We start from the raw sequence: 13,612 nt of genomic DNA on the forward strand, positions 1-13,612 counted from the left end.
GCCCGGTGGACACCCCCGGGCCCGCCCCGCGCGGTGGGCTTATCGTGGGAACGTGACGACGGACGGCGGAGTGGGATGACGGACGGCACCGAGGACACCACGCACGGGCTCTCCGCCCGCGACGAGGCGGTGCTCGCCGTCGAACGCCGCCCCTGGCCCGGCCCCGGCGCCAAGGAACGCGCCATCCGCGAACGGCTCGGCATCTCCCCGACCCGCTACTACCAACTCCTCAACGCGCTCCTCGACGACCCCCGTGCCCTCGCGCACGACCCGGTGACCGTCAACCGGCTGCGCCGCGTACGGGACGCGCGCCGGGCGCGACGCTGACCGAGCCCCCCCCCGGCCCGTCGCCCGCCCACCGCCCCCGGACGACGGCACTGCGCACCGCCTCGCCCATCCGATGCGCCCGTACACCCGGCGTGCGCCCGTATCCCGCCGGTAGGGTCGGCGACATGGGCACCCCGAACGCCGCACCACCTCCCGAACCGGCGCCGGACCCCGTGCCGGCGTCGCCCGCCGTCCCGCATCCGGACACCGCTGCCGGCCAGGAGGGCCTCACCGCCCTGCTGGCCCACCCCGAACGCGCCGTCGTCGCCCTCGACTTCGACGGCACGCTCGCCGACATCGTCCCCGACCCCACCAAGGCCCGGGCCCACCCCGGCGCCCGCGCGGCCCTGGCCCGACTCGCCCCGCACCTGCGCGCGCTCGCGGTGATCACCGGCCGGCCGGCCGGCGTCGCGGTCCGCCTCGGCGGCCTCGACGCGACCCCGGGCCTTCCCCACCTCGTCGTCCTCGGCCACTACGGCGCCGAACGCTGGGACGCCGCGACCGGCGCCCTGCACGCGCCCGCCCCGCACCCGGGCATCGCCGCCATACAGGCCGAACTCCCCGGCGTACTGGACCGCTCCGGGGTCTGGCACGGCACGTGGGTCGAGACCGCCATCGAGCGCAAGGGCGGCCGCGCCATCGCCGTGCACACCCGCCGCGCCGCCGACCCGCAGCGCGCCTTCGAGCACCTGCGGGAACCGCTCACCGCGCTCGCCGAGCGCCACGGCCTGATCGTCGAACCGGGCCGGCTGGTGCTGGAACTGCGCCCGCCCGGCGTGGACAAGGGCGTCGCGCTCGCCGAGTGGGTCGAGGAGACCGGCGCCGCCGCCGTCCTCTACGCCGGCGACGACCTCGGCGACCTGGCCGCCTTCGCCGCCGTCGAGAAGCTGCGCTCCGAGGGCACCGGCGGCGTCCTGGTGTGCAGCGGCAGCAGCGAGGTCCCCGAACTCGCCGACCGCGCCGACCTGGTCGTCGACGGCCCGAAGGGCGTGGTCGCCCTGCTCAACGCCCTCGCCGACCGGATCGAGCACCCGCCACCGCCCGCCACACCCGAGCCGGACGCGACGGACGGGACGGACGGGACGCAGGAGCCACCGCAGGGGTAGCCGGTCGCCCGGCCGGTGGCGGCCGGGCTACTCCTTGAGGCCCACCGTGGACAGCGCCGTCGTCCAGTCGTGCGCGATGGCCTGCTGCGCCTTGGCCAGATCGGTCCTGCCGGCGCAGACCGCGGCCTTGAGCTTGTTCTCCACGCCGTCCTTGGGGTTGTTGGGACCGGCACCCGGCCGGTGTCCCGGGGACGGCGGCTCGACCCAGATGTTGCGCGGGTCGTTGGGGTCGCCGCCCAACTGGAGGCTGATGAGGTGGTCGTACTCGGCGTCGTGCAGCGGGCCGGTGTAGCCGTAGGACTTGGCGTTGGCGGCCTTCTCCCGGTTGGTGATGCTCACCGGCGGGCGGATGCCCTTGGTGTAGCCGCTCCGGCAGATCGTGGTCGTCAGCGTCTGCGGGGTGACCTTGGGGTTGGTCGCGCCCGGGGTGCACTTCGGGTCGGGCAGCGGCTGCTTGTCCGCGGTGTAGCGGAAGTGGCAGGAACCGGGGGCGGGCTGGTGCTGCACCGTGTACGTCGACTGGGGCCCGGGGCCGACGGCTATCGCCCCGGACGGGGCGGACGCGGAGGGGGCCGCCGTCCCGGAGCGCGACGCACCGCCCTTCGGGTCGGCGTCGCCCTTCCCCGACGAGCAGCCGGCGAGAGTGGTCGCCAGGACGGTGACGGCCGCGACCGCGGCCCACCGGGCGGAACGTGAACGGGCGTTGAGGGACATGGCAGAGGACTACCCCGCTCGGGACCGCCGCAGCCCCCGCACCGGAGCGCGGGGGCGCACCCGGAGCACGCGGGAGACGACCGCACCACCGCGTGCGGGCCGGCCCCTAGCGCCCCCGCCGGAACCGCTCGCCGACCTCGCCCTGGTCGGTCTCCCACCAGGGCCGGGTCACCTCCGGCTGCGCGACGGCCGGTGCCGCAGCGCCCGATGGCGCCGACGGGACCGAAGACGCCGACGGGGCCGACGGTGCCGAAGACGCTGACGGTGCCGACGTTGCCGCCGGTGCCGGTGCGGCGACCGCCAACTCCCGGTCCAGCTGGGCGTCCAGGGCCCGCGTCCGGCGCCGTTCGTCGCGCACCCACTCCGCGAACACCGCGATCATGAAGGGCAGTCCGACCAACTCGGCGAGGGTCAGCATCAACCCGCCGCCGATCATCTGGTCCTGCTGCAGGCTCGGGTCCCACGGCCGGTGCTGGGACGCGTACCAGCCCCCCGCGATCAGCGTCCCGCTGGTCATCACCACGATGCCGGGCACCGCGTCCACCAACCCGTCCAGCAGCACCAGCAGGGCCCGCACCGGATGGCTGCACCAGGACGGCAGCAACTCCTCGCGGGTGAGCATCGGCAGCACGAAGAGACTGCCGACGACCAGCAGTTGCAGGTACATCAGCTCGTGCAGCGGACCGTGCCGCAACGCCGTCGGAAAGTACGGCGTGAAGTAGATCGCCAACTCGGAGGAGAGCACCAGCACCGTACTGACCAGCGGAAACGTCAAGAAGCGCAGGAGCCGGCCGGAGAGCCGCGCCCGCAACCAGCGGGCCGGTGGCCGCTCGGGCGGCAGCACCTTGAGCACCAGCGACAACGGGTCGCCCAGCGCCAGCCCCAGCGGCGCGATCAGATCCAACACGATGTTCTGCACCGCGGCCGGCCAGAACAGCTCGTGGTCGTAGACCGCCAGGCCCGACATGGTCGCCACCGCGACCCCGCCCAGCCCCAGGACCGCGAACGCCACCGACCGGGCCACGGGCCACCGCTCCCCGCGCCGCGCCAGCCGCACCACGCCCCAGGCGTACAGCCCGCCCAGGACCAGGATCAGCACCAGCGCGTACGGATCGAGCCGCCAGCTGTCGAGCAGCCGCCCGGCGGTCAGCTCCGGCAGACCGGACGCCACCGTCGTCGACACATGCGTAGTCACACTCACGGCCCACCACGCTAGCCCCGCCCGCTGACGATCTACCGGCGGGGCACCCCCGCGGGCCCGCTCACGCCTCCAGGGCCCGCAACTGCTCCAGGAACCACCGCGCGGGCGGCAGCGCCGTCGCCGCCGCGGCCAGCCGGGCGGTGCGCGCGGACCGCTCCTCGGCCGGCATGGTCAGCGCCGCGTGCAACGCCTCGGCGGTCTGCCCCACGTCGTAGGGGTTCACCGTCAGCGCGTCCGCCCCCAGCTCCACCCACGCCCCGGCCTCCCGGGACAGCACCAGCGCACACCCGGCGTCGGAGACCACCGGCACCTCCTTGGCGACCAGGTTCATCCCGTCCCGGATCGGGTTGACCAGCGCCACATCGGCCAGCCGGTACGCCGCCAACGACCGCGCGAAGTCGTCCTTGACGTGCAGCACCACCGGCTGCCACGTGGCCGTGCCGTACTCCGCGTTGATCTCCTCGGCGAGCGCGCCGACCCGCGCGGTGTAGTCGCGGTAGACGGCCAGGTCCTGCCGCGAGGGATAGGCGAACGCCAGGTGCACCACCCGCTCGCGCCACTCCGGCCGGTCGGCCAGTAGCCGCCGGAACGCCAACAGCCCGCGCACGATGTTCTTGGACAGCTCCGTGCGGTCCACCCGCACGACCGTCTTCCGCCCGGCGCCGCCGATCTGCGCGCGCAGCCCCGCCATCCGCTCCTCGACGTCGGGCCGCCGCGACCGCTCCCGCAGGAACTCCGCGTCCGCCCCCAACCCGTGCACCCCGATCCGGGTCCGGTGCGCCGCCGGGCCCGCGACCACGCTCGGCGGCTCGTGCCGCGGCCAGTGCGCCGTGCAGTCCGGCCCCAGCGCCCGCTCGCAGCACGCCGCGAACGCCCGCGCCCACCGCTCGGTCAGGAAGTTCGCCCGGTCGGCGCCGAGGATCCCCAGCAGCAGCTGCCGCTGGACGTCGTCCGGCAGCAGCGCGAAGTACTCCGGCGGCGCCCACGGCGTGTGCGAGAAGTGCGCGATCCGCACGTCCGGCCGCATCTCGCGCAGCAGCCCCGGCACCAGCGCCAGGTGGTAGTCCTGCACCAGCACCGCCGCACCGGGGCCCGCCGCCTCCGCCAGCGCCCCGGCGAACGCCGCGTTGTACGCCTCGTACGCCGCCCACTCCTCCCGGAAGCCGGCGTCGAAGACCGGCTCCACCGGCGTCTGGTAGAGCATGTGGTGGACGAACCACAGCACGGAGTTGGCGACGCCGTTGTAGGCCGCGGCGTGCACCTCCGCCGGGATGTCCAACATCCGCACGCGCTGCCCGCCGGTGTCCGCGGTGTCCAGCAGCCCCCCGGACCGCCGTACCGCCGCCCGGTCGCCGTCCCCGAGCGCCGCGCACACCCACACCGCACCCGCCTCGGGCCCGATGGCCGAGAGCCCCGACACCAGCCCCCCGCCGCCCCGCCTGGCGCTCAGCTCACCGCCCTCGCCCAGGGCGTACGACACGGGCCCGCGGTTGGACGCGACGAGGACCTCGGCACCTGACTGGACCGCACTGCGCTCGGTGACCGTCTCGGAGACCATGTCGCGACATTAACCCGTCACCGATCCGCGCAAACGTACGATCGCCCCTCAGGCCGCCCGCCGTTCCGCGTACTCCGGTATTCCGGCCATCGGCGGCCGCTCCTCGGTGTCCACCGCCGTCGTCCGCGGCACGAAACCGTCCTGGCCGCGGTCGAACTGGGTCAGCCGGGGCCGCACCAAGTGACCCCGCGCCAAACGGAGTTGGGCGGTGCGGTAGATGGCGGCGGCCATCCGGCCGAGCGCCTGGCCGTCCTGATGACGATGCTTGCGCACCCCCACGTCCACCTGGGCCAGCGCATCCAGCCCGACCGTGTGCAGGGCGTCCACCAGCAGCCCCAGCTCCACCCCGTAACCGACCGGGAACGGCAGCCGCTCCAGCAGCGAGCGACGGGCCGCGTACTCCCCGCCCAGCGGCTGCACGAACCCGGCCAGCTGCGGCCAGTGCAGGTTCAGCAGCGGCCGGGCGACCAGCTCGGTGACCCGGCCGCCCTGCTCCCCGCCGGACCCCGCCGCTGCGCGACCCGCGCCGGTCTCCAGCGGCCGGTCGTACATCGCCTTGACGAAGGCGACCTCCGGGTCGGTCAGCAGCGGCCCGACGATCCCCGACACGAAGGTGGACGAGAACTCCCGCAGGTCGGCGTCGACGAAACAGATCACGTCACCACGGGTCACCAACAGCGAACGCCACAGCACCTCGCCCTTGCCGGGCAGCGCCGGGATCCGCGGCAGCACCGCGTCCCGGTGCACGACCCGCGCACCGGCCGCCGCGGCGACCTCGGCGGTGCGGTCGGTGGAGCCCGAGTCCAGCACCACCAGCTCGTCGACCAGCGGCACCTCCCCGGTCATCAGGTCGGCACGGATCGTCGCCACGATCGCGCCGACCGTCGCCTCCTCGTCGAGCGCGGGCAGCACCACGCTGACCGTCCGACCCGTCTGGCGCTTGGCCTCCACCAAACGCTCCAACGGGCGGTCCGCGGCGGACCAGGAGCGAGTCGCCAACCAGCGCTCCACTTCTTCCAGCACGTCTACGACTCTCCTCGGTGGCCCCGAACGGGAACCCGTTATGTGATCCATCTCGCGGACCGGACGACTATCTCAACGGTGAGTGCCTTCGGTTACAGTCTTGAACAACGCGGATGACCGTCGCATGTCGGGGTCGCCGCGCCACAAACGCCTGGGTTCCGCCCCAGCGCCATACCGCTCATCCAGAGGGGCAGAGGGAAACGGCCCGTTGAAGCCCCGGCAACCCTCCAGCCGGTCTCCGCCGCACGACACACGCTGCGCGCGCGAGGCTCCCGGCTAGGGAAGGTGCCAAATCCGTCTCACGGCGAGATGCGTCGTGAGGAAGATGAGGAGAAAGGGCCTCGCCTCCATGGCTGTGCAAGTCACCGAATCCGCTCCCTCCGTCGCCCTCGGCCCCGCCGTCGCGCTCTCCTGCCGCGAGTGCGGACAGCGCTTCCCGCTCGGCCCGATCTTCGCGTGCCAGGAGTGTTTCGGCCCGCTGGAAGTCGCCTACGAGCTGCCCGCCGGCGGTCCCGAGGAATTGAAGAAGCGGATCGAGGCCGGTCCCGCCAACATCTGGCGCTACGCCCCGCTGCTGCCCGTCCCCGCCGACGTGGCCGACAAGCCCAACCTCAACCCCGGCTTCACCAAGCTCGTCAAGGCCGACCGGCTCGCCGCCGAGCTCGGCGTCACCGGCGGCCTGTACGTCAAGGACGACTCCGGCAACCCCACCCACTCCTTCAAGGACCGGGTCGTCGCGATCGCCGTCGAGGCCGCCCGCGCCTTCGGCTTCACCACCCTGTCCTGCTCCTCCACCGGCAACCTCGCCGGTGCCGTCGGCGCAGCGGCCCGCCGCGCCGGCTTCAAGTCCTGCGTCTTCATCCCGCACGACCTGGAGCCCGGCAAGGTCGTGATGGCCGCGGTCTACGGCGGTGACCTGGTCGCCATCGAGGGCAACTACGACGACGTGAACCGCTTCTGCTCCGAGCTCATCGGCGACCCGCTGGGCGAGGGCTGGGGCTTCGTCAACGTCAACCTGCGCCCCTACTACGGCGAGGGCTCCAAGACGCTGGCCTACGAGATCTGCGAGCAGCTCGGCTGGCAGCTCCCGGACCAGCTGGTCATCCCGATCGCGTCCGGCTCCCAGCTCACCAAGATCGACAAGGGGCTGAAGGAGCTGATCGCCCTCGGCCTGGTCGAGGACAAGCCGTACCGGATCTTCGGCGCCCAGGCCGAGGGCTGCTCCCCGGTGTCCGCCGCCTTCAAGGCCGGCCACGAGGTCGTCAAGCCGCAGAAGCCGAAGACCATCGCCAAGTCGCTGGCGATCGGCAACCCCGCGGACGGCCCGTACGTGCTCGACATCGCGCGCCGCACCGGCGGGGCCGTCGAGGACGTCACCGACCCGCAGATCGTGGACGCGATCAAGCTGCTGGCCCGGACCGAGGGGATCTTCGCGGAGACCGCGGGCGGGGTGACCGTCGGCGTGACCAGGAAGCTGATCGAGAACGGCCTCCTGGACCCGTCGCTGACCACCGTCGTGCTGAACACCGGTGACGGCCTGAAGACCCTCGACGCCGTCGCCGCCGGGCCCACCGCCACCATCCGGCCGGACCTGGACGCGTTCCGCGAGGCCGGCCTGGCCGGCTGAGCCGGCCCGCAGCCCGCTCCCTCACCCCGTATTTCCCTGGAAGGCAGAACCATGAGCGTCAAGGTCCGCATCCCCACCATCCTGCGCACGTACACCGGCGGCGAGGCCGAGGTGGCCGCCGAGGGCGCGACCCTCTCCGAGGTGATCGCCGACCTGGAGAAGAACCACCAGGGCATCGCGGCCCGGGTGCTCGACGACGCGGGCAAGCTGCGCCGCTTCGTGAACGTCTACGTCAACGACGACGACGTCCGCTTCGAGCAGGGCCTGGAGACCCCGACGCCGGACGGCGCCGGCGTCTCGATCATCCCGGCGGTCGCCGGCGGCTGCTGACGCCGCGCGCCGTCGCCGCCGGCGCGCAGACGCCGAGCGAATTCGCGCCAACTCTTTGCCGGTAGTGACCGGAAATTGCCCCGTCCGTACGAAACGGACGGGGCAATTCCGTGTTGTGAAAGGGGATACCATTGGGGTGATCCCCCTCCGGTTATCTCCGCGTGCAGCCGAAGCGCATGCCGAACGCATATGAGATCGCCGTGACTTGTGCGCAAGTTGTGTGCGCGATTTGTCGCCCGTGTGGCATATTCCCGGCCCGACTTCGCCTGAGATAAAGGCATTTGAGCACATACGGCCGTTTCCCTGACGCCAGAATTCTCGTCCGATTGACCTGTTGCGCTGGGCATTGGTCCAGATACATTCAGCGGCGGTCGACGCGTTCCGGCGCACACCCCGCGGACCATTTCGGGGGGTGAGGTCTGACCCGGGTCCGCGGAGTGCGGTCCTGCGCAAGGGCCAGTAATAGGGGAGTTAGGCATGGCTCAGGGCACCGTCAAGTGGTTCAACGCGGAGAAGGGGTACGGCTTCATCGCGGTCGACGGTGGTGCGGATGTTTTCGTCCACTACAGCGCGATCCAGATGGACGGGTACCGCACCCTTGAGGAGGGTCAGCGGGTCGAGTTCGAGATCTCGCAGGGCCAGAAGGGGCCACAGGCGGACATGGTCCGGGTCGCCGCCTGAGGCGGCGACCAACTGCATCGTTGGAAGAAGGCTCGCAGCCCCCAGCACGGGGTTGCGAGCCTTCTGCCGTTCCCGGAGGTCACCGGCGTCCCGCTGGAGTGGTACGCGGGCGCGCGCGGGCGTTAGGAAGCGGTCCCGCCAAGGTCGCCGATCGTCTCACGGACGGGGGGTCCCCCCGTCAAGCGCTTGCACTCGACTGGTGCGAGTGCTAATCATTGCGTTAGCACTCTCCCCGTGAGAGTGCTGAATATGGATCGGGTCGGTGAGGTCGGCACGCCAGGTGGGGCAAGGAACCACACGGTATGCAGGCCGTCCGTCGCGGGCGCCAGCACGGTCCGAGGCTTTCCTTCCCCAGCTCTCAACTCGGTTGGCAGCGGGGGTACCCCATCAGTCCGGAGGGACCACTTCACATGGCCAAGATCATCGCGTTCGACGAGGAGGCGCGGCGCGGCCTTGAGCGCGGTATGAACCAGCTCGCCGACGCCGTCAAGGTCACCCTCGGCCCCAAGGGCCGCAACGTCGTCCTTGAAAAGAAGTGGGGCGCCCCCACGATCACCAACGATGGCGTGTCCATCGCCAAGGAGATCGAGCTGGAGGACCCGTACGAGAAGATCGGCGCCGAGCTGGTCAAGGAGGTCGCGAAGAAGACGGACGACGTCGCCGGTGACGGCACGACGACCGCGACCGTCCTGGCCCAGGCGCTGGTCCGCGAGGGCCTGCGCAACGTCGCCGCCGGCGCCAACCCGATGGCCCTCAAGCGCGGCATCGAGAAGGCCGTCGAGGCCGTCTCCGGTGCGCTGCTCGACCAGGCCAAGGAGATCGAGACCAAGGAGCAGATCGCCTCCACCGCGTCCATCTCCGCCGCCGACCCGCAGATCGGCGAGCTCATCGCCGAGGCCATGGACAAGGTCGGCAAGGAAGGCGTCATCACCGTCGAGGAGTCCCAGACCTTCGGTCTGGAGCTGGAACTCACCGAGGGCATGCGCTTCGACAAGGGCTACATCTCGGCGTACTTCGCGACCGACATGGAGCGCATGGAGGCGGCGCTCGAGGACCCCTACATCCTCATCGTCAACTCCAAGATCGGCAACGTGAAGGACCTGCTGCCGCTCCTGGAGAAGGTCATGCAGTCCGGCAAGCCGCTGCTGATCATCGCCGAGGACGTCGAGGGCGAGGCCCTGTCGACCCTGGTCGTCAACAAGATCCGCGGCACCTTCAAGTCCGTCGCGGTCAAGGCGCCCGGCTTCGGTGACCGCCGCAAGGCCATGCTCGGCGACATCGCCATCCTCACCGGTGGCACCGTCATCTCCGAGGAGGTCGGCCTCAAGCTCGAGAACGCCGGTCTCGACCTGCTCGGCCGCGCCCGCAAGGTCGTCATCACCAAGGACGAGACCACCATCGTCGACGGTGCCGGCGACAGCGAGCAGGTCCAGGGCCGGGTCAACCAGATCCGCGCCGAGATCGAGAACAGCGACTCGGACTACGACCGCGAGAAGCTCCAGGAGCGCCTCGCGAAGCTGGCCGGCGGCGTGGCCGTCATCAAGGCCGGTGCCGCGACCGAGGTCGAGCTCAAGGAGCGCAAGCACCGCATCGAGGACGCCGTTCGCAACGCGAAGGCGGCCGTCGAGGAGGGCATCGTCGCCGGCGGTGGCGTGGCCCTGCTCCAGGCTTCCTCGGTCTTCGAGAAGCTGGACCTCGACGGTGACGAGGCGACCGGCGCCAACGCCGTGAAGCTCGCCCTGGAGGCCCCGCTCAAGCAGATCGCCGTCAACGGTGGTCTCGAAGGCGGCGTCGTCGTGGAGAAGGTGCGCAACCTGGCCGTCGGCCACGGTCTGAACGCCGCCACCGGCGAGTACGTCGACATGATCGCCGAGGGCATCCTCGACCCGGCCAAGGTGACGCGCTCCGCGCTCCAGAACGCCGCGTCGATCGCCGCGCTGTTCCTCACCACCGAGGCCGTCATCGCCGACAAGCCGGAGAAGGCCGCTGCCGCGGGCGCTCCGGGCGGCATGCCGGGCGGTGACATGGACTTCTGATCGACCTCTGGTTGATCGACGTCCCGCTTCGTGCGCCGGGGCGGCACCCCCTCTCCCAGGGGGTGCCGCCCCGGCGGCGTACCGTCCACCAACCGGCGCCCCACGGCGCCGACCACTACGGCAGGCGGTCCAGCAGCCAGCCGGAGAGTTCCTCCGTGACCAGGGTGTGCTCCTCGTTCTGCGACGCGAGCACGAAATCGTCCAACGCGCTCTCGTCCGGCGCGAGTTCGTCGATCGGCAGGTAGAGGTCGGCATGGCTGCTCGGCTCCCGGACGGCCACCGCACTGACCGCCGGGACGAAGCAGTGCTCACGGACCGGGTTCTCCACCGCGAAGCCCAGGACGGGCGCCAGCTCGTTGAGCTGGTCCGCGAGGATGCCGAACCCTTCGAGGGTGCCGCCGGGCGCACCGTCGATGTCCGGCAGCCCGCCGGTACGGACCTCCCGGGTGGGCACGGTCACCACCCGCAACTTCGCCACCAGCCGGTCGTCGCCCTCGGACTGGGTGCGCAGTTCCGTCCCCGAGACCGCCAGGCCCTTGCCGACGACGGCCTCGACGCCCGGCCGGACACCGTTGCCGGAACCGTCCCCCGGCCCGTTGGCCAGAGCGAGGAGACGGGGGACCCGCGGCCAGTTGCCGACCTCTTCGAGCCTGTCGAGGAACGCGGTGCGCAGCGGACTCGCCGCCGGCTTGTCCTCCCAGTGCTCGATGTGGCGCCACAACAACTGCTGGGCGGCCGGACTGTTGATCTGGTCCGAGAACCGGCCGTCCAACTTCCTGATGTAGTGCGCGAACGCCTGGAGCGAGAGCGGAATCCAGGCACCCGTGTGCGGGCTGTCCCAGGAGAAGTACACCCCCGTCTGGTGGTCCATCCCCTCGTGCTCCAGCTTGGCCAGGGCGTAACGGGTGACCAGACCACCCATGCTGAAGCCGCCGACGACGAGCCGCTCACCACCCAGGCGTTCGGCGTTCGCCCGGTGGACGGCGGCCGTGGCGACCCGGGCGTTGTCGAGGATCGAGGCGCTGCGCTCGTCGTAGCCGATGAGGACGACGTCCCGGCCGCGACGGCGGAGTTCGTCCAGCAGCGGGTACCCGCGCCGGTTGAGGTGCTCCCAGAGCAGATCGAGGTTGCTGGGGCCGGTGTTGAAGCCGTCCGCCATCAGGACCGGTCGGATCAGCCCCTGGTTGCCCTCGCCGTAGTAGACCCAGGCGGTGCCGCCGGGCAGCGGCCAGGTCTCGTCGGGGTCGGGGGCCGCCGCGGCGGCGGTCGTGGCCCCGGTGGTCAGCAGGACCGCGGCCGCGGCCTGTAGGGCCTCGGCGGCCTGCTCTTCGGTGATGTCGCTCATGGACGTGTTCCCTTCGTACGGGAGAGCCGGTGCGGACGGGTCACTTCGCGGGTGCGACGACGCAGGCCGTGACGGCGGCGCGCTCGCCGTGGCGACGGTCGCCGCCGTCCCGGACGGCCGGGCCCCGCGCGACGTCGGTGGTGCGGTGGCGCGTCGTGAGGGGCGCGTGGCCGCCGTCGCCCCGGCCCGCCCACCGCAGTTGCTGCGGCGGGGCGCCGTTGCCGTCCCGGCCGGTGACGACCGAGCCGTTGCCCTCGTGCTGACGGACGGTGCTGCACGACTCGGCCGTCGCTGCCATCGCTGCCGTTCCTCCCCGCGGGTCACCTGCCGGGGCGCCCCGTTGCGGTGCGGCTGTGATCCCGGCGAGGCAATGACAGCCGCTCCGTCACCCTCCGCACCAGGCCTCATGTGGACAGTCACGATCACCGCTATGCGGAAGCCTGATCGTCGACCGATCGGTAATGACGCGTTGCGCACGCGAACGCGCGACCCGATGATCAAGAACCGGCGGCAACCGGCCGAACGGCGATCGTCCGACCACCGGACGACGCTTCAAACCCGACGCCGCAATTGGCCGGATCACGCGTTCAGGGGATTGGCTCCGCCTGTCGGGTGACAACTCGGCGCGCCTGCACCCGGCGCGCCAACGGAGCGGGCCTCGCCGGGGAGACCCTTCGCACTAGGCCCCCGCCCCCCACCGGAACAGGACCCGCCCGTGCCGAACGTCCCGAACCCCACGCGGACCGGTGCCCGCACCGTCTACGAGCCCGTGGTCGCCCCCACCACCCGCTACGCCGGCCGCGAGGCGACGGCGGCCTTCCTCTTCGCCGTCGCCGCCCTGCTCTACAACTGGTGGCTGCTCGAATTCCGCCTCCGCACCGGCCTCGACCCTCGCCACTCCTACGTCAGCGAGCTCTACGCCGCCGACCAGCCGCTGCGCCGCCTCTTCGGCGGCCTGGAGAGCGGCTGCGCGCTCGTGGTCATCACCGGCGCCCTGCTGGCCCGCAGCACGCCCGCCGGCCACGGCCGCTGGGCCCGCACCGGCTGGCTCGCCCTGGTCGGCCTCGGCCTCTCCTCACTGGCCGACGTCGTCCTGCCCATGGCCTGCGCCCCCTCGGTGGAGCGCGGTTGCGTGCCGGTGCACCCCTGGCACACCGCCACCAGCGCCCTCGCCCACTTCTTTCTCTTCGTCTCGATGGCGACCCTCAGCCGCGCCGCCGCCGTGCAACGTCCCCCGATGCCGCTCGTCCGCCGCTGGGGCCCGCGCGTCCTGGCCGTGGCCATGCCCGCCGCGATCCTGACCATCGGCCCGCTGATCGGCCACCCCGGCTGGCATGGCATCCCGCAACGCGTCCACCTGGCACTGGTGGGCGTCTGGTTCGCCCTCCTGGCCTGGGAGTTGGGCCGCTCGGCCCGCCGCCGCCGACGCTGGGCCGGCCACTGGGACGGCCCCTGGGAGCGCTACGTGGAGGGCCTCCGCCGCGTCTGGCGCACCGAACCCGCGGGGCGGGCACAGGCGGCTGATGCTGGGGGAGCGGATGAGTCTAGGGGGGCGGTTGACGCTGGGGGCGTCGCTGGTTCTGAGGGTGCGGCTGGCTCGGGGGGAGTTGCTGGTTCTGGGGGTGTGGCTGGCTCGGGGAGGGCGGCTGACTCTGGGGGAGTGG

Annotated in this window: 13 protein-coding genes and 1 riboswitch; of the genes, 7 read left to right on the forward strand and 6 right to left on the reverse strand. The window is 72.1% G+C overall.

Going from position 1 to position 13,612, the window contains the following annotated elements:
- The first annotated feature begins 75 nt into the window (after positions 1-75).
- Together ABD385_RS33295 and otsB are read left to right on the forward strand one after the other, a co-directional pair.
- Positions 76-327, forward strand: coding sequence for a DUF3263 domain-containing protein (locus tag ABD385_RS33295; protein ID WP_344582990.1), 252 nt, complete (start codon positions 76-78; stop codon positions 325-327).
- Positions 328-452: 125 nt separating this feature from the next.
- Positions 453-1,433 carry a trehalose-phosphatase gene (gene otsB / locus ABD385_RS33300; RefSeq protein WP_344582992.1) on the forward strand — a complete coding sequence of 327 codons (981 nt, stop codon included), beginning with the start codon at positions 453-455 and terminating at the stop codon, positions 1,431-1,433.
- Between the two features lie 27 nt (positions 1,434-1,460).
- Here the strand turns inward: otsB and ABD385_RS33305 are convergent, their stop codons facing one another.
- The 4 genes from ABD385_RS33305 to ABD385_RS33320 all read right to left on the reverse strand — a co-directional run bounded on the left by ABD385_RS33305 (position 1,461) and on the right by ABD385_RS33320 (position 5,929).
- Positions 1,461-2,147, reverse strand: a complete 687-nt coding sequence (locus ABD385_RS33305) for an RAD23 family protein (RefSeq protein ID WP_344582993.1) — start codon at positions 2,145-2,147, stop codon at positions 1,461-1,463.
- 106 nt (positions 2,148-2,253) lie between these two features.
- Positions 2,254-3,348, reverse strand: a complete 1,095-nt coding sequence (locus ABD385_RS33310) for a cytochrome c oxidase assembly protein (RefSeq protein WP_425585533.1) — start codon at positions 3,346-3,348, stop codon at positions 2,254-2,256.
- A 61-nt stretch (positions 3,349-3,409) separates the two neighbouring features.
- On the reverse strand, positions 3,410-4,906 hold the full coding sequence (locus ABD385_RS33315; protein ID WP_344582994.1) for an alpha,alpha-trehalose-phosphate synthase (UDP-forming): 1,497 nt from the start codon (positions 4,904-4,906) through the stop codon (positions 3,410-3,412).
- Positions 4,907-4,954: 48 nt separating this feature from the next.
- Positions 4,955-5,929, reverse strand: a complete 975-nt coding sequence (locus ABD385_RS33320; RefSeq protein WP_344582995.1) for a glucosyl-3-phosphoglycerate synthase — start codon at positions 5,927-5,929, stop codon at positions 4,955-4,957.
- Positions 5,930-6,104: 175 nt separating this feature from the next.
- Positions 6,105-6,261: riboswitch (SAM riboswitch) on the forward strand.
- A 17-nt stretch (positions 6,262-6,278) separates the two neighbouring features.
- On the opposite strand from ABD385_RS33320, the gene thrC reads away from it, so the two are divergent.
- The 4 genes from thrC to groL all read left to right on the forward strand — a co-directional run bounded on the left by thrC (position 6,279) and on the right by groL (position 10,603).
- Positions 6,279-7,556, forward strand: a complete 1,278-nt coding sequence (thrC, locus tag ABD385_RS33325) for a threonine synthase (protein ID WP_344582996.1) — start codon at positions 6,279-6,281, stop codon at positions 7,554-7,556.
- Between the two features lie 51 nt (positions 7,557-7,607).
- Entirely contained in the window at positions 7,608-7,886 is a 279-nt protein-coding gene (locus tag ABD385_RS33330) for a MoaD/ThiS family protein (RefSeq protein ID WP_043265631.1), read from the forward strand.
- A gap of 477 nt (positions 7,887-8,363) precedes the next feature.
- A complete protein-coding gene (locus tag ABD385_RS33335; RefSeq protein ID WP_003949956.1) occupies positions 8,364-8,567 on the forward strand; it encodes a cold-shock protein in 204 nt (67 codons plus the stop codon).
- Positions 8,568-8,977: 410 nt separating this feature from the next.
- Entirely contained in the window at positions 8,978-10,603 is a 1,626-nt protein-coding gene (gene groL / locus ABD385_RS33340) for a chaperonin GroEL (protein ID WP_344582997.1), read from the forward strand.
- 115 nt (positions 10,604-10,718) lie between these two features.
- On the opposite strand, the gene ABD385_RS33345 is transcribed toward groL, so the two are convergent.
- Positions 10,719-11,948, reverse strand: coding sequence for an esterase/lipase family protein (locus ABD385_RS33345; protein WP_344582998.1), 1,230 nt, complete (start codon positions 11,946-11,948; stop codon positions 10,719-10,721).
- Between the two features lie 40 nt (positions 11,949-11,988).
- Positions 11,989-12,246, reverse strand: coding sequence for a hypothetical protein (locus ABD385_RS33350; RefSeq protein WP_344583000.1), 258 nt, complete (start codon positions 12,244-12,246; stop codon positions 11,989-11,991).
- Between the two features lie 417 nt (positions 12,247-12,663).
- Here ABD385_RS33350 and ABD385_RS33355 point away from each other — a divergent pair.
- On the forward strand, positions 12,664-13,612 hold a 949-nt coding region (locus tag ABD385_RS33355; protein WP_344583002.1), incomplete at its 3' end, for a DUF998 domain-containing protein.

The organism is Streptomyces lunalinharesii, assembly GCF_039532155.1.
GTDB lineage: Bacteria > Actinomycetota > Actinomycetes > Streptomycetales > Streptomycetaceae > Streptomyces > Streptomyces lunalinharesii.

What these genes read in the sequence shown, in the direction of transcription:
- groL (WP_344582997.1), top strand. Translation starts at nt 8,978, where the DNA reads ATGGCCAAGATCATCGCGTTCGACGAGGAGGCGCGGCGCGGCCTTGAG.
- ABD385_RS33330 (WP_043265631.1), top strand. Translation starts at nt 7,608, where the DNA reads ATGAGCGTCAAGGTCCGCATCCCCACCATCCTGCGCACGTACACCGGC.
- otsB (WP_344582992.1), top strand. Translation starts at nt 453, where the DNA reads ATGGGCACCCCGAACGCCGCACCACCTCCCGAACCGGCGCCGGACCCC.
- ABD385_RS33350 (WP_344583000.1), bottom strand. Translation starts at nt 12,246, where the DNA reads ATGGCAGCGACGGCCGAGTCGTGCAGCACCGTCCGTCAGCACGAGGGC.
- ABD385_RS33295 (WP_344582990.1), top strand. Translation starts at nt 76, where the DNA reads ATGACGGACGGCACCGAGGACACCACGCACGGGCTCTCCGCCCGCGAC.
- ABD385_RS33335 (WP_003949956.1), top strand. Translation starts at nt 8,364, where the DNA reads ATGGCTCAGGGCACCGTCAAGTGGTTCAACGCGGAGAAGGGGTACGGC.
- thrC (WP_344582996.1), top strand. Translation starts at nt 6,279, where the DNA reads ATGGCTGTGCAAGTCACCGAATCCGCTCCCTCCGTCGCCCTCGGCCCC.
- ABD385_RS33345 (WP_344582998.1), bottom strand. Translation starts at nt 11,948, where the DNA reads ATGAGCGACATCACCGAAGAGCAGGCCGCCGAGGCCCTACAGGCCGCG.
- ABD385_RS33305 (WP_344582993.1), bottom strand. Translation starts at nt 2,147, where the DNA reads ATGTCCCTCAACGCCCGTTCACGTTCCGCCCGGTGGGCCGCGGTCGCG.
- ABD385_RS33315 (WP_344582994.1), bottom strand. Translation starts at nt 4,906, where the DNA reads ATGGTCTCCGAGACGGTCACCGAGCGCAGTGCGGTCCAGTCAGGTGCC.